The 17,186-nt window shown below is 71.5% G+C and carries 18 protein-coding genes; 5 read left to right on the top strand and 13 right to left on the bottom strand.

Going from position 1 to position 17,186, the window contains the following annotated elements; all coding sequences use genetic code 11:
* Window positions 1–192: 192 nt before the first annotated feature.
* Window positions 193–381 (bottom strand): hypothetical protein, encoded by a 189-nt coding sequence (locus ABEB12_RS14410; RefSeq protein ID WP_345702818.1) that lies wholly within the window; start codon window positions 379–381, stop codon window positions 193–195.
* On the opposite strand from ABEB12_RS14410, the gene ABEB12_RS14405 reads away from it, so the two are divergent.
* From ABEB12_RS14405 to ABEB12_RS14390, 4 genes are all read left to right on the top strand, one after another.
* Complete coding sequence (locus ABEB12_RS14405; protein ID WP_345702817.1) at window positions 380–721, top strand: hypothetical protein; 342 nt, start codon at window positions 380–382, stop codon at window positions 719–721. The genes ABEB12_RS14410 and ABEB12_RS14405 overlap by 2 nt on opposite strands.
* 953 nt (window positions 722–1,674) lie before the next feature.
* Entirely contained in the window at window positions 1,675–2,199 is a 525-nt protein-coding gene (locus ABEB12_RS14400) for an ABC transporter permease (protein ID WP_345702816.1), read from the top strand.
* 18 nt (window positions 2,200–2,217) lie between these two features.
* The gene (locus tag ABEB12_RS14395; protein ID WP_185063954.1) at window positions 2,218–3,018 is read left to right on the top strand and encodes an ABC transporter permease; all 801 of its coding nucleotides are present in this window, start codon (window positions 2,218–2,220) and stop codon (window positions 3,016–3,018) included.
* A 75-nt stretch (window positions 3,019–3,093) separates the two neighbouring features.
* Window positions 3,094–3,969 carry a 1,4-dihydroxy-2-naphthoate polyprenyltransferase gene (locus ABEB12_RS14390; protein WP_185063953.1) on the top strand — a complete coding sequence of 292 codons (876 nt, stop codon included), beginning with the start codon at window positions 3,094–3,096 and terminating at the stop codon, window positions 3,967–3,969.
* Here the strand turns inward: ABEB12_RS14390 and ABEB12_RS14385 are convergent.
* Entirely contained in the window at window positions 3,889–4,281 is a 393-nt protein-coding gene (locus ABEB12_RS14385) for a DUF4229 domain-containing protein (protein WP_345702815.1), read from the bottom strand. The genes ABEB12_RS14390 and ABEB12_RS14385 overlap by 81 nt on opposite strands.
* A 143-nt stretch (window positions 4,282–4,424) precedes the next feature.
* Here ABEB12_RS14385 and ABEB12_RS14380 point away from each other — a divergent pair, with 143 nt between their 5' ends.
* Window positions 4,425–4,619, top strand: coding sequence for a hypothetical protein (locus ABEB12_RS14380; RefSeq protein WP_185063952.1), 195 nt, complete (start codon window positions 4,425–4,427; stop codon window positions 4,617–4,619).
* 272 nt (window positions 4,620–4,891) lie between these two features.
* Here the strand turns inward: ABEB12_RS14380 and ABEB12_RS14375 are convergent, their stop codons facing one another.
* From ABEB12_RS14375 to ABEB12_RS14325, 11 genes are all read right to left on the bottom strand, one after another.
* Window positions 4,892–6,214: a MinD/ParA family ATP-binding protein gene (locus ABEB12_RS14375; RefSeq protein ID WP_345702814.1), complete on the bottom strand. Its 1,323-nt coding sequence runs from the start codon at window positions 6,212–6,214 to the stop codon at window positions 4,892–4,894.
* 296 nt (window positions 6,215–6,510) lie between these two features.
* Window positions 6,511–7,515, bottom strand: coding sequence for a c-type cytochrome biogenesis protein CcsB (gene ccsB / locus ABEB12_RS14370; RefSeq protein ID WP_185063951.1), 1,005 nt, complete (start codon window positions 7,513–7,515; stop codon window positions 6,511–6,513).
* Between the two features lie 586 nt (window positions 7,516–8,101).
* The gene (gene resB / locus ABEB12_RS14365) at window positions 8,102–9,715 is read right to left on the bottom strand and encodes a cytochrome c biogenesis protein ResB (protein ID WP_185063950.1); all 1,614 of its coding nucleotides are present in this window, start codon (window positions 9,713–9,715) and stop codon (window positions 8,102–8,104) included.
* A complete protein-coding gene (locus tag ABEB12_RS14360; RefSeq protein WP_185063949.1) occupies window positions 9,715–10,491 on the bottom strand; it encodes a cytochrome c biogenesis protein CcdA in 777 nt (258 codons plus the stop codon). Before ABEB12_RS14360 ends, resB begins: the two co-directional genes overlap by 1 nt.
* Window positions 10,492–10,545: 54 nt before the next feature.
* On the bottom strand, window positions 10,546–11,130 hold the full coding sequence (locus ABEB12_RS14355) for a redoxin family protein (RefSeq protein WP_185063948.1): 585 nt from the start codon (window positions 11,128–11,130) through the stop codon (window positions 10,546–10,548).
* Complete coding sequence (locus ABEB12_RS14350; RefSeq protein WP_185064656.1) at window positions 11,127–11,735, bottom strand: histidine phosphatase family protein; 609 nt, start codon at window positions 11,733–11,735, stop codon at window positions 11,127–11,129. The genes ABEB12_RS14355 and ABEB12_RS14350 overlap by 4 nt, the downstream gene beginning before the upstream one ends.
* Before the next feature lie 17 nt (window positions 11,736–11,752).
* Window positions 11,753–13,075, bottom strand: coding sequence for a glutamate-1-semialdehyde 2,1-aminomutase (gene hemL, locus ABEB12_RS14345; protein ID WP_185063947.1), 1,323 nt, complete (start codon window positions 13,073–13,075; stop codon window positions 11,753–11,755).
* Between the two features lie 61 nt (window positions 13,076–13,136).
* Window positions 13,137–13,775: a hypothetical protein gene (locus tag ABEB12_RS14340; RefSeq protein ID WP_185063946.1), complete on the bottom strand. Its 639-nt coding sequence runs from the start codon at window positions 13,773–13,775 to the stop codon at window positions 13,137–13,139.
* Window positions 13,776–13,843: 68 nt separating this feature from the next.
* Window positions 13,844–14,272: a hypothetical protein gene (locus ABEB12_RS14335; protein WP_185063945.1), complete on the bottom strand. Its 429-nt coding sequence runs from the start codon at window positions 14,270–14,272 to the stop codon at window positions 13,844–13,846.
* Window positions 14,273–14,369: 97 nt separating this feature from the next.
* The gene (gene hemB, locus ABEB12_RS14330; RefSeq protein ID WP_185063944.1) at window positions 14,370–15,341 is read right to left on the bottom strand and encodes a porphobilinogen synthase; all 972 of its coding nucleotides are present in this window, start codon (window positions 15,339–15,341) and stop codon (window positions 14,370–14,372) included.
* 301 nt (window positions 15,342–15,642) lie between these two features.
* Window positions 15,643–17,181, bottom strand: a complete 1,539-nt coding sequence (locus ABEB12_RS14325) for a uroporphyrinogen-III synthase (protein WP_185063943.1) — start codon at window positions 17,179–17,181, stop codon at window positions 15,643–15,645.
* Window positions 17,182–17,186: the final 5 nt, after the last annotated feature.

Genomic DNA, 17,186 nt, shown 5'->3' with positions numbered 1-17,186 from the left:
CGGCGCAACCAGCCCACCCGGCGCAACCAGCCCACCCGGCGCAACCAGCCCACCCGGCGCAACCAGCCCACCCGGCGCAACCAGCCCACCCGGCGCAACCAGCCCACCCAACGCAACCAGCCCACCCAACGCAACCAGCCCACCCAACGCATCCAGCCCACTCGACGCATCCGATCGGCCCAGTACCTCCACTCAGCCCAGTGCCTCCGCGCGCCCCAGCACCTCCGCACAGCCCAGTGCCTCCGCGCGCCCCAGCACCTCCGCACAGCCCAGCACCTCCGCGCGCCCCAGTGCATCGGCGCGCCCCAGTGCGTCGGCGCGGCCCGGTGCGTCGGCGCGGCCGGGCAAGCCCCACCATCGGTCGGGAGACGACGACGACATGTTCGGCGGCGCGCTGGACGACCCGCTCGCCAACGACGACGACGGGGACTCCGGCGAGGACCGAGACGACAGCAAGCACCGGAACCGCGACGGCGAGGGCGAGGGCGAGGGCGAGGACCGCGACGGCGAGGGCGACCGCAAGGCCGAGCCGACCGCCCGCCACGCCGTGGTGCGCCGCGCCCCCGCCCCGGACGCCGAACCGGTGGGCGCCGCCGCCGATCGCGCCGGAGTGCTCGTGGAGTGCGCCACGCCGAACAACTGGGTACGCATCGGCCCCGACCAGTACCTGCCCGCGAACGCGGTTCGCATCAGCACCGAGGCCGACCTCCGGCCCTGCTGACCCCGGTCAAGATCTACATCTCCTCGGTTGCTCTCTCTCGACCCAAGAGGTGCGTGGGCGTGGTGCATGGTCCAGACGGCTTGGACGGCGCGACCTGGGTGGTCGGCGGCGGCCCGGGTGCCGCCCGTTGCGTTGCGCCCCGCTTCCGGGCCTCGGCTACGGACCGTGGTCAGACGGTGGGCGGCCAGGACGGGTGGCTTGGCCGAGCGCTGGCTCAGTCCGGTAAACGCCCATGATCGAGCGGATTGAGCCAGCACTCGGTGAGCGACGCTGCTCGGGAAGCGGTTCCGGCAATCACGGTACGTAGTGAAGCAGTGCGCCGGGTGCCCAGGACAACGCAAGGGGCCGCGCTGAGCGACGGGAGACCGCCCGGCCGCGCCGTCCAAGCCGTCTTGAACCGGCCTCCCGGCGCCGCCTTCCCGGGAAGCCCCCGGCGAGTCGGGACGAGCCAGAAGGCGGAGGGGTAACAACCGGGGCGGGGTTGCGTTGTGCGGCGGCACGAAGCTGTGCGTCCGAACAGGCGAGAGGGCCGTTCGGCGCCGTTCGACGGTTTTAGCCTTCGCTCACCTGCCGGTCGGGCAGGCATCCGACGACCTGGAGACCGTCTATGAGCGCGATGCAAACGTCCGCGCCCCGTGGGCCGGGGCGGACGAAGGCAGCTTCCCTGCCGAAGTTCGGCCGGGGGCTGCGCCGAGCACCCGGTGTTGCCGCACGGCCGTTGCAGCAGGCCGGCGAGATGTTCGACCTCTTCCTCGAGGTCGCGAAGAGCGCCATCACCAAACCGGTCGGGTACTGGGGTGACGTGCGTGAGCAGATGTTCGAGACGCTCAAGCTCTGCTGGCTGCCCATGATCGTCTCGTGTACCGCGTTCGGCATGGGCGCACCCGGCCTGCAGGGCAGGCAACATCTTCCTGCTGTTCGGCATTCCCGAGCGGCTGGGCTCGTTCTTCCTGATGGCCAGCGTGCGCGAGTTCGCCCCGTGGATCAACGCCATGGTCGTCGCCGGCGTCATGGGCACCGCCATCACCGCCGACCTCGGCGCCCGGCGCATCCGCGAGGAGTTCGACGCCATGGAGGTCCTCGGCGTCGACCCGGTCCGCACCATCATCCTGCCCCGCGTCATCGCCCTGACCATCATGACCGGGCTGATGGATGTGGTGGCGCTGTGCTTCGGCGTGTTCGGCGGCCTGATCGCCGCCTGGGAGCTGAATGCCAACCCGAGCGCGTACTTCGCCAACTTCTGGAACAACGCGACCACCACCGACATGTGGTGCAGCGTGGTCAAAACCTCCCTGTTCGGTCTGATCATCGGGATTGTGTGCTGCTACAAGGGCTACCGGGCCGAGGGTGGTCCGATCGGTGTGGGCCGGGCGGTGAACCAGGCGGTGGTGATCGCGTTCGCCGGGATCTGGATGTTCAACTTCGCGTTCACCACGTTGATGTTGGGGCTCAACCCCGACATGCAGGTCTACCGGTAACCGGGAGGAGGAGCCGAAATGACCATCACCGACACCCGCGAAAGCGGAGTGAAGAACGTGCTGGGCTCGGTCGGCGAGATCGCCCGGTTCGCCGGGACGGTGCTCCGGTCGATACCCGATGTGCGCAAGTACGGCAGTGAGGTGCTGCACCAGGCCGGGATCCTGATCCTGTCCAGCGGCCTGATCATCTGGGTGATGCAGGCGGTCATCGGGTACCAGTGCGGACTCGAGGCGGCGTACACCCTCAAGCAGATCGGCGCCCCGATCTACTCGGGGGTGTTCAACGCCTGGTGCGGAATCCGGGAGATGGCCCCCTACATGTGGGGTTACATCTTCGCCGCGAAGGTCGGCTGCGGCCTGGTGGCCGAGCTGGGCTCGATGCGGATCGCCGACGAGATCGACGCCATGGAGGCGATGGGGGTCAAGTCCCGCAGCTACCTGTTGGCCAGCCGCGTGCTGGCGGTGTGGATCGCCATGCCGTTCCTGTACACCGTGGGCCTGGGAGTCATGTACGTCTCCGAGTACCTGATCACCGTGGTCAACCTCGGTGGGGTCTCGTCGGGTGGTTACCTGTACATCTTCTGGCTGTTCCAGAACCCGGCCGACTTCCTCTACTCCATGATCAAAATCATGACCATGGGCACGGTCATCACCTTCGTGAGCTGCTACTACGGCTTCACCGCACGCGGCGGGTCCGTCGGGGTGGGGCGGAACACCGCGAAGTCGATGATGCTGAACATGGTCCTGATCCACATCATCGGCGTGCTCGGCACCCAGCTGTTCTGGGGCCTTTCGCCGAACGCACCGATCGCCAACTGACCGGTCGGGGGACGTCCCGCCGGCCGGGCCACACGCCTCGGCCGGCGGGGCGCGGCGATCAAGTAGGTTGATTGCGTGGTCACGGTGGGGGAATGGGTTCAGGGGGCACGGCCCCGCACGCTGCCGAACGCGGTCGCCCCGGTGCTGGCCGGCACCGGCGCGGCGATCGGCGCGGGTGGGTTCCAGCCGGTGGGAGCGGTGCTGGCGCTGGTGGTCGCGCTCGGGATGATCATCGGCGTCAACTACTCGAACGACTACTCCGACGGGGTCAGGGGCACCGACGACAACCGGGTCGGACCGCTCCGGTTGGTCGGTTCCGGCACTGCCGAGCCGGCGACCGTGCGCACGGCGGCGTTCGTCTCGTTCGGCATCGCCTGCCTGGCCGGCCTGGTGCTGGTGGCGCTGACCGGGCACTGGTGGCTGATCGCGCTCGGCGCGGCCTGCGTGCTGGGCGCCTGGTTCTACACCGGCGGCTCCCGGCCGTACGGCTACCGGGGTCTCGGCGAGGTCGCGGTGTTCGTGTTCTTCGGGCCGGTCGCGGTGCTGGGCACCGTGTACGTACAGAGCGGTCCGCCCGGCGCGCCGGCGGTTCTGGCCGCGGTCGGCGTCGGCATGCTGTCCTGCTCGGTGCTGGTGGCCAACAACCTGCGGGACATCCCCACCGACACCCAGTCCGGCAAGCGCACCCTGGCGGTGGCGCTCGGCGACCGCCGCACCCGCCTGCTCTACGCCACGCTGGTGGCGATCCCGTTCCTGTTCTCGCTGCTCGCCGGGGTGTTGTTCAGCCCGTGGCTGCTGCTGGGCCTGCTGGCCGCGCCGCTCGCGGTGGTTCCGGTGCGTACGGTGCTGGGCGGTGCGACCGGGCCGAAGCTAATCCCGGTGCTCGGCGCGTCCGGAATAGTCATGCTGGCCTGGGCCATCGGCACCGGCGTCGGCCTCGCCCTGAGCTGAAGGCCCGGCCGACGGCTCGGTCGGTGGGAGCGCGTCCACGGCCTCACCGCGCAGCTGCGCGCGCAACCGGGCCCGCTGCTCGCCGCGCCGCCGCCCGGACCAGGCCAACGCGGCGTCCAGATCCGCGCGCGGGCCGCCGAGCAGCAGCATGGACAACGGCACCGAGGCGACCAGCCCGACCAGCAGGGCCACCAGGAATGGCACGCCCAACCAGGTCAGCGGCGCGGTGACCAGCGCTACCAGGGCTACCCTGGCCAGGCCGTAGCGGGCGACTGCCGCACCCAGCGGGCGCGGGGTGGCTTCCGGACTCACGACAGCGAGGGTACTGACTCGTGCCGGCCGTGCCGACACTGACACGATCGGTCACTTCGCTGAGATCACGTGGGTGATGTTCACCCGAAGGCGCCGTCGCGCCGGCCGTCTCTGGGTTAGCCTCGTAACAGGAGGTGGTCACCGTGTTGTTGGTCATTGCCTTGGTCGCGGTATCGATGGCCGGAATGATCGTCTGGTACACCATGCTTAGGCAGTCCGGTGCGCCGACCGCCCAGGCTCCCGCGCCACGCCGGGCCGTCGCGCCCGACGATGACCCGGAGTTTCTGCGCCAGCTGGATCAGCGCCTGCGTCACCAGGGGGACGACCCGCCCCGTTAGCGGTGATCCGTAGCTCTGCGTGGCTGCCGTCGATGCCTCCCCGGTGAGGCTCGGCGGCAGCCTCATATCTTCCTCAACGCCAGCTCAAGCCTTCCTTAAACCACCGAAGCCACCGGCCATCCGGGCTTACTCTCAGCGGACCGCACCACCCGCTCGTGTCGCCCGACCAGCTCTTCCGGGCGTACGACGGCCGACGTTCGCCGGCTCGGAAGGGGGGAGCCGGCGGATGTCGGCTCCGAAGATCGGTCACCGAGTGGGTGCGCGGCCCGGGATCAGGTCTCGTCCGGGCTGGGGAACGCCTCGGCGACGGTCGCGGCCAGTTCCAGCAGCGCGGCGCGGGTCGGCCGGGAGAGCCGGTTCAGGTCCAGCTCCGCCCCCTCCTCCAGGTGGCTGTCGTAGGGAATGCGCAGCACGGCCCGGCAACGCTTGGCGAAGTGCTCCGCCACCTGGTCCAGGTCCACCTGCCCGGACGAACGCCGGACCGAGTTGATCACAGCGACCGAGTTCGCCACCAGCTCGCCGTGCCCGTGCGCGTCCAGCCAGTCCATGGTGGCGGACGCGCTGCGCGCCCCGTCGATGGACCCGGACGACACGATCACCAGCGCGTCCGCCAGCCCCAGCACGCCGTACATGGCCGAGTGCATCAGGCCGGTGCCGCAGTCGGTCAGCACGATGTTGTAGAAGTGCTCGAGCAGCGTCACGGTGCGCCGGTAGTCGGCCTCGCTGAACGCCTCCGACACCGCCGGGTCCTGCTCGCTGGCCAGCACCTCCAGCCGGGACGGCCCCTGCGAGGTGTACGCCCGCACGTCCGAGTACCGGCGGATACGCTGACCGTCCCGCAACAGGTGCCGCACGGTCGCACTGGTCTCCAGCGGGATCTTCTGGCTGAGCGTGCCCCGGTCCGGGTTCGCGTCCACCGCGATCACCCGGTCGCCGCGCAGGGAGGCGAAGGTGGCGCCCAGCGTGGCGGTCACGGTGGTCTTGCCGACGCCGCCCTTGAGGCTCAGCATGGCGATCTTGTAGCAGCCGTGCAGCGGCTGGTTGACCCGCACGGTGAGCTGCCGTTCCCGCACGTCGGCGGGGCTTTCGCCGAGGTTCAGCCAGCCGTTGGTGAGCTGGTAGAGCACCCGCCGCCAACCGGACCTCGGCGGGCGCCGGCCCTTGGCGAACTTGGCGATCTCGGTGCCGATGCCGCCCAGCCGGGCCCGTTGCGCCCGCTCGGCGGCCAGCGCGCCCGGTTCCACCCAGCGCGACGGGGCCTTGGTCAGCGGGCCGGTCGGCGGCGCGGTCAGGCTGGCCGTCGGTACCGGAACGGTCTTCAACGGGTCGTCGGGTGCTTCCGCGTCCTCGTCGGCCGCTTCCGCGTCGTCCGGCTCCTGGTCCGACTCGGGCTCGGTGGTTTCCGAGGTGGACTCGGCCTCGACGACCTCGTCCTGGTCCGTATGGTCGCCGCCGTCGTTCCGCCCGTTGGTCGGCTCGGGTGCCTGGTCCGACCCGTCGGCGTCCTCGGTGTCGGGCCTGGCGTTGCGCCCCCAGCGTCCCTGAGCGAGATAACCCACTGTCCCCGGCGGGTAGTCACGCTGCCCCTGCTCCACGGCTCTCCTCACACCGCATGTCCCCGAGTGCAGGACAGTAGTCGGGCCGGCCGTGCCGCGCGAGTCACGCGCCGTACTCGATTGTGTGCGCAACGTTTTCACCGCGACCGGCGCGACGTGCGTTTTCCTTGATCTAGTGCCGTGGAAATGAGGTCCCTTGCCCGGATTCGGTGATCCAGGCGGATGCCTCGCAAGGCGGAGGAGGAGCGCGTAGCGGAGCTACGTGCGACGACGACAACGCCGCGAGGCGCCGGCTGGGCGCCGAAGGCGGGTGAGACGACCTTGTTTCCGCGGCACTACAAGCCCGCGTAGGAGTGCAGGCCGGCGGTGACCAGGTTCACGAAGAAGAGGTTGAACAGGATCGCGGCGAAGCCGACGACGTTGATCCAGGCCGCTCCCCCGGTGCGCCAACCGGCGGTGGAGCGGGCGTGCAGGTAACAGGCGTAGGCCACCCAGACCACCAGGGCGACGGTCTCCTTGGGGTCCCAGCCCCAGAACCGCCCCCACGCCGACTCGGCCCAGATCGCTCCGGCGATGATGGCGAAGGTGTAGAGCGGGAAGGCGAAGACGGTGATCCGGTAGGCCAGCCGGTCCAGCGCGTCCGACGTGGGCAGCAACGCCAGCACCCCGGCGAAGCCGGCTTCGGTCGGGCGCCCAGTTTGGCGCCCGACGGGGACACCGCCGGGGGCCGAGACCCGCTTGCGCAGCAGGAACAGGATGCTGGCGACACCGGTGACCATCAGCAGGCCGGACGAGATGGCGACCGTGGAGACGTGGATGGCCAGCCAGTACGACTGCAGCGCGGGCATCACCGGCGCCGCCTTCACGTACAGCGAGCTACCCGCGAGGAACAGCAGGATCTCCACCGGCAGCAGCACGAACGCGCCGATCACCCGCAGCCCCGGCGAGCGCCGCAGCATGACCAGCCAGGTCACCACCGCCGCCAGGCAGATCGCCGAGATGAACTCGTACATGTTGCCCCAGGGCCAGCGCACCACCGCCAGCCCGCGCAACACCAGCGACGCGGCGTGCACCGCCGCGCCCAGGATGGTCAGCGCGACGGCCATCCGGCCCAGGCGCGCCGGCCACTCGCGGGGGGTGGCCGCGTCCGGCCGGTCGGTGACCGTGGCACCGCCCTCGCCGGCGCCGACCGCGACGGCCTCCTGTGGTTCCCGGACCCGGCTCAGCTTCCGGGTGCCCGCGTACTCCGCCAGGTGCAGCACCATGACCGCCAGGTAGAGCACGACGGCGGTGCGGAAGGCGTAGTCGCTGTACAGGGCGAGCACCACGTTGGTCTGCATCACACAGTGCCTCTCCACGGACCACAACGCATCATCCGACACGCTACGTCCTGCCCGTTGTCACTCAGCGAGTGACCCTTGTGCTGCCTGTCCCCCACTTCCGTGGTCATCAGGGCACCATGGCCGCTTCGGCGCCCTCGAGACGGCCATCCTGCCCTGTTGATCACTGAATGGAGGTTCAGATGATCGCCTGGCCGCTGCTCGGGCAGTGCCCGTTGCCGGGCTGCCGGGGCTTTGGTGCGACTGTTACGTGCTGTAGCCGTTTCTTTGGCGAGTCTGTGGTCGTTCGTTCACGACATCCACGCGAGAGGGGTTTGATCTCGAGGTTCACCCCGCTGAGGTGGATGTCGTCGCGCTGAACCGGCCTGCCACTCGCCGGAGCGCGCCGACCCGTCACGCCGCGTAGCCAAGACCCGTGCCCAACCCCAACGCAACCCGCCGAACCAAAGCCGCGGCAGACCAGCCCGGCCGCTGCCGTCCAAGCCCGTCCTTTAAGCCGGCACCGCGACCGAACCGAGGATTCCCCATGGTCAGCATGACATGAGGGCCGCTCCAGCCCCGGAAACCGGCCACCATGCCATGCTGATCACGAAAGTGCCGGGCGCTCCGGCAGCAGTTCGTCGCGGAGGCGGTGGAACTCCTCGCCGTAGCCGGCCTGGTCGGTGCGCGCCAACCCACCCAGCTCCAGCTCCGTCCGCCCGGAGGCGCCCGGGGTGATCCGCGCCCAGAACCGGCGGCGTTTGATGGTCAGGGAGGTGGCCAGTCCGCCGAGCATCAGCACCGCGAACAGCAGCACCGCCTCCTGCGCCGGGTCGTGGGACACCTGCAGGGACACCCACTGCGCCACGTCGTCGAACCGTACCCGGGTGCCGTCGTCGAGGGTGATCTCCGCGCCCGGGGTCAGGTTCGACCGGGCCACGCGCTTGAGGACGCCGGCGTCCACCTGTCGCTGGTCGATCTCGAAGATCGACTGACCCCGGCCGTCGTCCCGCCCGAGGTCGCCGCGCATCACGTCCACGGCCACCTCGGGGCGGAGCAGCGCGGGGAACACCGAGGTGACCACCTTGCCGCCGGACGAGGTGGGGGCGAACAGCCCGGTCACCGCGATCTGGTTGTTCCGCCACTGCTGGGGGTCGGCGGCGTTCGGCGGGTCGAACTTGGTGGCGCCCTCGGCGAGCAGCGTGGTCGGGTCCACGGTGCGCCACTGGATGACCTGGGTGCGCCGGGTGCCGTCCGGATAGGTGACGGTGAACCGGGGCGCGTAGCCGTTGCCCAGCAGGTAGACCCGGTCCCCGGCCACCCGCAGCGGGTGGTTGACCTCCAGGCCGTAGGGCCGCCAGGGGCCGGTCGGGCCGGCGGTCAGGTCGTCGCCGGCCTGGTAGGCGATGTCCGCGTGGAACGACGTGGCCTGGCCGTCCGGCTGGTAGGTGGCGCGGAAGTCGTCCGCGCGCACGCAGAACGGGCTCAGCGAGGTGCCGTCCACCAGGGTGCCGGCGCGGAACGAGTCGTAGTTCAGGATGCCGGAGTTGCAGAACTGCCCGCCCTGGGTGAGCACGATGACCTGGCCCTCGTACCCGAACAGCTTGCCGGCGGCGAACCCGATCAGCAGCCCGACCAGGGCCAGGTGGAACACCAGGTTGCCGGCCTCACGCAGGTAGCCCTTCTCCGCCGACACGGTGTGCCCCCGGATTTCCAGCCGCCAGCCCTTCAACCGGGCGCGCACGGCCGCCAGCACCTCGTCGGGCGAACCCGCCACCTCGCCGCGCGCGTGGTGCGGCAGCCGGTTCAGGTTGCGCGGCACCGACACCGGGCGGGCCCGGCAGGCCCGCGCGTACTCCAGCCCGCGCGGGGTCAGGCAGCCGATCAGCGAGACGAACAGCAGCAGGTAGATCGCCGCGAACCACGGGCTGGCGAAGACCTCGAAGAACCCCATCCGGTCCAGCCACGGCCCGATGGTCGGGTGCTGGGCCAGGTATTCGTCGGTGCGCGAGGCGTTCAGCGATCGCTGCGGCAGCAACGCCCCCGGCAACGCCGCCACCCCGAGCAACGACAGCAACACCAACGCCGTCCGCATCGAGGTGAGCCCCCGCCACGTGTTCCGCACAAACGCGAAATACGCCCGCGAGTCGGCGTCCTGGGCACCCTGAGTCGGCGTTTCCGGCACATCGGGTGGCGCCGTGTCGGTCTCGGAACGGGTCATCAGATCGGCGGGGTGAAGCCGGCGATGGTCACCTGCAGGCCGGCCACCAACGTCCCCCACAGGCCGCTCACCAACAGCACCCCCACCAGCACCAGCAGCGCGCCGCCGGCGATCTGCACCGCCCTGGTGTGCCGGCGCAACCAGGCCAGCGCGCGCACCGCCCGCGCCGCACCCACCGCGATCAGCACGAACGGCAGGCCCAACCCGGCGCAGTAGGCCAGCACCAGCGCCACCCCGCGCACCGAACCGCCGCCGGTGCCGGCGGCCACCGCGACCACGCCGGCCAGGGTCGGCCCGATGCACGGCACCCAGCCCAGCCCGAACACCGCGCCCAGCAGCGGCGCGCCGAGCAACCCGGCGCGCGGCACCACGTGCAGCCGCCGCTCCCGCGACAGCGCGGGCACCAGGCCGACGAAGGCCAGGCCCATCAGGATGGTGAACACCCCGCCGACCCGCTGCAGCAGCTCCTCGTTGCGGGTCAGCGCGTCGGCCAGCCGCACGACGCCGACCATGATCGCGCCGAACACCACGGTGAACCCGGCGACGAACAACACCGCCGCCCCGGCCACCCGCCAGCGCCCGCCGCGACCCCGGCGGGCCTCGTCCGGGGTGACCGGCGGCGCGTCCGCGCCGACCAGCCCGGCCAGGTAGGCCAGGTAACCGGGCACCAGCGGCACCACGCACGGCGAGGCGAAGCTGACCGCGCCGGCCGCGATCGCGACCAGCACCGCGAGCAGCGGCGGCCCGGAGATGGCGAGGCTGGTGGACGGGTCCATGTCCCCCCGAGGGTAAACAGCCCGGTCACGCCCCCGTTCGCCGGGTGGAGAACGCTAGCCCGGGGCGGGCTCGGCGGCCAGGCGGCGGACGGCCTCGGTGAGCTCGCCGGGGCGGACCCGGCGCAGGATCACCTCGGCGACCCGGTGCTCGCGGTCCAGCAGGATGGTGGACGGCACCACGTTGCGCGGGTACCCGGACAGCACGAACAGCGCGCGGCCGGGCGGGTCGTAGATCGACGGGTAGGTGGCCCCGGTGTTGCGGGCGAAGTCGGCGGCCGCCTCCCGGGAGTCCCGCTGGTTCAGCCCGAGCACCACAACGCCGTCCGCCGCCTGCTGCTGGGACACCAGTTGCAGGTCGGCCATCTCCGCGCGGCACGGCCCGCACCAGGAACCCCAGATGTTGATCACGACGACCTTGCCCGGGTAGTCCTGGATGCCGATCTGCCGGCCGGGCTCGGTGAGGCTCTCCCCGCCGAAGGTGCGCAGCACCCCGCGCGCCGAAGGCGGGTCATAAGTGATCACGTCCTTGCCGCCCGGCGCGACGAACTGGAAGTCGCCGCCGCGGGCCACCGCGTCCTTCCCGGTGGCGCAGCCGGTCAGCGCGAACGCCGCCAGGAGCACGCAGAGCAGAACCTTCACGCGCCGGTGACCTTCGGGTCGCTGGCCCCGGCCGGTTCCCGGTAGCGGATCTCCACCAGCTTCTCGCCCTCGAAGACCAGGCTGGTCAGCGAGGCCAGGCCACACTGGCGCTGCCTCGGGTCGTGCCACATCCGCTTGCCCTCCAGGTTGCGGCGCAGCGTCCAGATGGGCAGCTGGTGGGAGACGCACACGGCCACCCCTCCGGGTGCCAGGTCGCGGGCGCGGTGGGCGGCCGCGCGCATCCGGGCGGCGATCACCGCGTACGGCTCGCCCCAGGACGGCCGGAACGGGTTGCGCAGCTTCACCCACGACTCGGGGTGGCGCAGCACGCCGTCCCCGACGCCGAACTTGCGGCCCTCGAAGTCGTTGGCCGCCTCGATCAGGCCCGGCTCGGTGATCACTTCGAGGTCCCGCCCGGCCACCAGCGGCGCGGCCGTCTGCTGGGCCCGTTCCAACGGGGACGCCAGCACGGCGGCGATCGGCTCGTCGGCCAGCGCCTCGGCCACCGTCTTGGCCTGCCACTGGCCGCGCTCGGACAGCCGGTACCCGGGCAGCCGGCCGTAGAGCACGCCCTCCGGGTTGTGCACCTCGCCGTGGCGGAGCATGTGGACCACCGTGCGGGTCACGCCGGCACCCGCGCCCCGGCCGCCGCGCGGGCGGCCGCCGGGAGTGCGCGTTGCACCGTCTCGAACGCGTCGTCGTCCAGCGCGGAGGAGACGAACCAGGTCTCGAACGCGCTCGGCGGGCCGTACACCCCCTGTTCCAGCAGCGACTGGAAGAACGGGGCGAACCGCCAGGTCTGCGCCGCGCGCGCCGAGGCGAAGTCGGTCACCGGCTCCTCGGCGAAGAACACCGACAGCAGGTTGCCGGCGTACTGCACCCGGTGCGGCACCCCCTCGGCGGCCAGCGCGGCGGTGATCAGCCCGCCCAGGCGCTCCGCGTTGGCGTCCAGCGTGGCGTACACCTCGTCGGTGGCGGCGCGCAGCGTGGCCAGCCCGGCGGCCACGGCGAGGGGGTTACCCGACAGCGTGCCGGCCTGGTACACCGGGCCGGCCGGGGCCAGGTGCTTCATCAGCTCGGCCGGGCCGCCGAACGCGGCGGCCGGCAGCCCGCCGGCCATCACCTTGCCGAAGGTGTACAGGTCACCGGCCACGCCCTCGCAGCCGTACCAGCCGGCGCGGGCGGCCCGGAAACCGGTCATCACCTCGTCCATCACCAGCAGCGCGCCGTGCGCGTGGGTGAGCGCGCGCAGGCCGGCGTTGAACCCTTCGGCCGGCGGCACCACGCCCATGTTCCCGGCGGCCGCCTCGGTGATCACGCAGGCGATCTCCGGCCCGCGCTCGGCGAACACCGCCGCCACCGCGTCCAGGTCGTTGTAGGGCAGCACGATGGTGTCGGCGGCCTGTGCCCCGGTGACCCCGGGGCTGGTGGGCAGGCCGAAGGTGGCCACCCCGGAGCCCGCCTCGGCGAGCAGCGCGTCCACGTGCCCGTGGTAGCAACCGGCGAACTTGACGATCGCCGGCCGGCCGGTGATCCCCCGGGCCAGCCGGATCGCGCTCATCGTGGCCTCGGTGCCGGAGTTGACCAGTCGCACCTGGTCGACCGGCTCGACCCGGGCGATGATCTCCTCGGCGAGCTCGATCTCGCCCTCGGTCGGCGCGCCGAAGGACAGCCCGCCACCGGCGGCCGAACGCACCGCGTCCAGCACCGCGGGATGGGCGTGGCCGAGGATCATCGGCCCCCAGGAACAGACCAGGTCGACATACCGGTTGCCGTCCGCGTCGGTCAGCCGGCAACCCTGCCCGGCGGTCATGAAACGGGGGGTGCCGCCGACCGCGCCGAACGCGCGCACCGGGGAGTTCACCCCACCCGGAATGGCCCGCTCGGCCCGGTCGAACAGCTCGGAAGATCGGCGACAGGACACGGATGTCGGTGCGTCAGTCACGGCCGCCAGTCTCGCAGAGTCGCCTCCCGGCCGCTGGCGCCGGCCGGGAGTCCTCGGCGGATCAGCTGGTGGCGTTCTCCGGCTCCGGCTCCGGCTCGCGGGCCTTGGCCGGGGCGGACTGCCCGAAGAACTCCTCCGAGCGCGGCAGGTACAGCAGCAGCGCGCCGGCCACGGCGAGCAACAGCAACCCGAGGCTCACCGGGTCGGTCCCGGACACCACCATGGCGAACACCAGCAGCGCAACCTCAACGGCCGCCATGATGGTGACGATGGTGCGCGCGCCCCGGTTGGGCTTGGTGGCGATCCAGGCCAGCACGATGTAGATCGCGCCGAGCACCAGCAGCAACAGGCCGGCCACCCGGAACAGGGCGAGCAGCGTGCCGAGGTCCATGGAGGCACGGGCGCCGGTGAGCGTGTCCTGCAGGTTGGAGCCGGTGCGGCCGGGTTGCACGGCGAGCAGCACGCCGAGGAACAGCGCCGGCACCGCCGCGAGGGTGAGGAACACCGCACCGGCCCACACCTCGGGCGGGCGGCGGGCGGGCAGCCGGTTGGACGGCGCCTTCTCCTCCGGGGAAGCGGTTGTCTGTTCGGCCTCGGTGGCGGCTGAGGTCTCGGCGGCGGGGCTGTCCTGGGATGGGGACTCAGCCTCGCCGGCCGCGTCGCCCTGGCCTTGCTGAGCGGGGTCTGACGGCGTGGTCACGCACGCACCCTAGTCCGCTTGATCCAGAATTGATACACCGTATCGGACGGGCGGCGCCGCGGCGGCGGTCAGCGGAAGTACGACCGTACGGCGGGGCGGTACATCAGCACGGTGGCCGCGATGATCAGGAGCAGCTTGCCGACCACGTACACCACGGTGAACGCGGCGACGCCGGGCAGCCGGCGCAGGTCCTCCAGCTGGTAGAGCGCGAACAGGGCGAGCAGGCTGACCGCCACGAACACCCACGCCACGCTCAGCAGCGCCATCCGCGCCCACAGCTTGCCGTCCCGCATGTGCTTGCCCAGCAACAGCAGCAGCACCGCCTCGATCACCGCGCCGACCGGCACGGCCACGCCGCTGATCTGGTAGGCGACCTGGATGACGGCGTTCAGCGTGGAAAACACCACGACGCCGAATAACAGCGCGTAGGAGGCCCGCACCTGGGCCGGCGGAATGGCCCCGGTCTGGTCGGCCGGTGGCGCATATGCAATGTTCACGCGTTATATCAAATCATCAACTTGTATTGCCGCAGCAGTGCAACACGTTTGTCCTGTCCAGGTTCACCCCGGTGGGTGTGAGCTGATCAACCCTAGCTCAGTCCAGCCAGCCGGCGGCCTCCACCGCCCAGTAGGTCAGCACCAGGTCCGCGCCGGCCCGGCGGATACCGGTGAGGGTCTCCAGGACGGTGCGCTCCCGATCCAGCCAGCCGTTCGCGGCGGCCGCCTCGATCATCGCGTACTCGCCGGAGATCTGGTACGCGGCGACCGGCACGTCCGAGTTGTCCGCCACCAGGCGCAGGATGTCCAGGTAGGCCATGGCCGGCTTGACCATGACCAGGTCGGCGCCCTCCTGCAGGTCCAGTGCCAGCTCGCGCAACGCCTCGCGGGCGTTGGCCGGATCCTGCTGGTAGGTCTTGCGGTCGCCCTTGAGCTGGGAGTTCACCGCCTCCCGGAACGGCCCGTAGAACGCCGAGGAGTACTTCGCGGTGTAGGCCAGGATGCCGGTGTCGGCGTACCCGGCCGCGTCCAGCGCCTCCCGGATCACGCCGACCTGGCCGTCCATCATGCCGCTGGGGCCGATCAGGTGCGCCCCGGCATCGGCCTGCGCGACGGCCATCTCGGCGTACACGGCCAGCGTGGCGTCGTTGTCCACCCGGCCCTGCTCGTCCAGCACGCCGCAGTGCCCGTGGTCGGTGAACTCGTCCAGGCAGCAGTCCGACATGATCACCGTGTCGTCGCCCACCTCGGCCCGGACGTCGCGCAGCGCGGCGTTCAGGATGCCGTCCGGGTCGACCGCGCCGGACCCGGTCGCGTCATGTTCGGCCGGCACGCCGAACAGCATCAACCCGCCGACCCCGGCCCGCACCGCCTCCGCCGCCGCCTTGCGCAGCGAGTCCCTGGAGTGCTGCACCACGCCCGGCATGGACGCGATCGGCACCGGCTCCGTGGCACCCTCCCGCACGAACATGGGCAGAACCATGTGCCGAGGCCGCAACTCCGTCTCCGCGACCAACCGCCGCATCGCCGGAGTCACCCGCAGCCGCCGAGGCCGTTGCACCGGATACATACCCCAACCCTACGACTCCCACCCCCGCCATATCGCGGTTCCCCCCACCCCATATCGCGGTCCCCCGCAGCCCATGTCGCGCTCCCTCACACCCCATGTCGCGGATTTCGACACGGCATGTCGCGGATTCGGGCACGGCGCCACCGAGCCGGCGAGCCGGGGCGTGACCGGCCCGGAACAGAGCGCATGAAACCGCGACACAATGCGTCGAAATCCGCGACACGGGATGTTGAGATCCGCGACACGGGATGTGGAGACCCGCGACACGAGGTGTTGAGACCCGCGATATGGCGGGGTGGGGTTAGCGGCGGCGGGCCTTCGCCTTTCGCGGGGGAGGGAGGGCGCCTTCGGCGCGGAGGCGGGCGGCGTGGGCGGCCAGGGCGTCCACCAGGCTGGGGACCTGGGAGATGTCGGGCTGGACGTCCACCCGGAGGCCGAACTCCCTCGCGGTCTCCGCCGTCTTCGGGCCGATGCAGGCGACCAGGGTGCGCGCGTGCGGCTTGCCGGCGATGCCGACCAGGTTGCGCACCGTGGAGGACGAGGTGAAGCACACCGCGTCGAACCCACCGGTCTTGATCGCCTCACGGATCGGGGCGGGCGGCGGCGCGGCGCGCACCGTGCGGTACGCGGTGACGTCATCGATCTCCCAGCCCCGGTCACGCAGGCCGGCGGCCAGCGTCTCGGTGGCGATGTCGGCGCGCGGCAGCAGCACCCGGTCCACCGGGTCCAGGATGTCGTCGTGCGGCGGGAAGATCTGCAGCAGGCCCTCCGAGGAGATCTCGGTGAGCTCGCTGGCCTCGGGCACCAGCTCGGGGTTGATGCCGAACGAGCGGACCTTCTCGGCCGTGGCCGGGCCGACACAGGCGATCTTCACGCCGGAGAACGCCCGGGCGTCCAGGCCGAACTCGGCGAACTTCTCCCAGATCGCCCGCACCGCGTTGGTGGAGGTGAACACCACCCACTGGTAGCGCCCGTCCACCAGGCCCTTGACCGCGCGCTCCATCTGCGCCGGGGACCGGGGCGGCTCCACCGCGATGGTGGGCACCTCCTCCGGGATGGCGCCGTGCACCCGCAGCCGCTCGCTCATCACGCCGGCCTGGTCCTTGGTGCGGGGCACCAGAACCCGCCAGCCGTACAGCGCGCGGGACTCCCACCAGGACAGCGTCTCCCGGCGGCGCACCGCCTCGCCCACGGTGAGCACCAGCGGGCCGCCCAGCGCGGCCGAGTCGGTGACCAGCGTGGCCAGCGAGCTGACCACGGTCTTCTGCACCGAGCAGGTGCCCTCGGCGGTCACGGTCACCGGGGTGTGCTCCGGCACGCCCTGGGAAGCCAGCCCGGTGATGATCTCCGGCAGGTGCGCGCCGGTGGCGTGCAGCACCACCGGCTCCGGACCGGCGGCCAGCCTCGCCCAGTCCACCCGGCCGCGCGCGTCGGCCACCGAGTAGTTGGAGCCCAGCGCCACGCCGGCGTAGGCCGGAACGGCGGTGGCGGCGGGTACGCCGGGGATCACGTCGAACGGCACCTCGCCCCGGGCCACCTCGGCGGCCTCGGCGACCACCGAGTCGGCGGTCAGCGGGTCACCGGCGACCAGGCGGACCACCGGGCGGCCGCCGACGGCCTCCGCGATCAGGTCCTTGGCCACCTCGGCCGGGTCGCCGACCGCCGGCCGGACCTCGGCGCCGTCGGCGGCCAGCGCCAGGATCGCCTCGGGTACGTCCGGGTCGGTGACAATCAGCGGCGCGGCGCCGAGGGTTTCCCGGGCGCGCACCGTGAGCAGGCCGGGGTCCCCCGGGCCGCTGCCCACGAAGGCGATCCGGCTTGTGCTGTGCGTACGGTTCATTTCTC

Source organism: Actinospineispora eucalypti (assembly GCF_039543365.1).
Taxonomy (GTDB): Bacteria; Actinomycetota; Actinomycetes; order Mycobacteriales; family Pseudonocardiaceae; genus Pseudonocardia; species Pseudonocardia eucalypti.
This window is presented reverse-complemented; position numbering and strand designations above follow the sequence as displayed.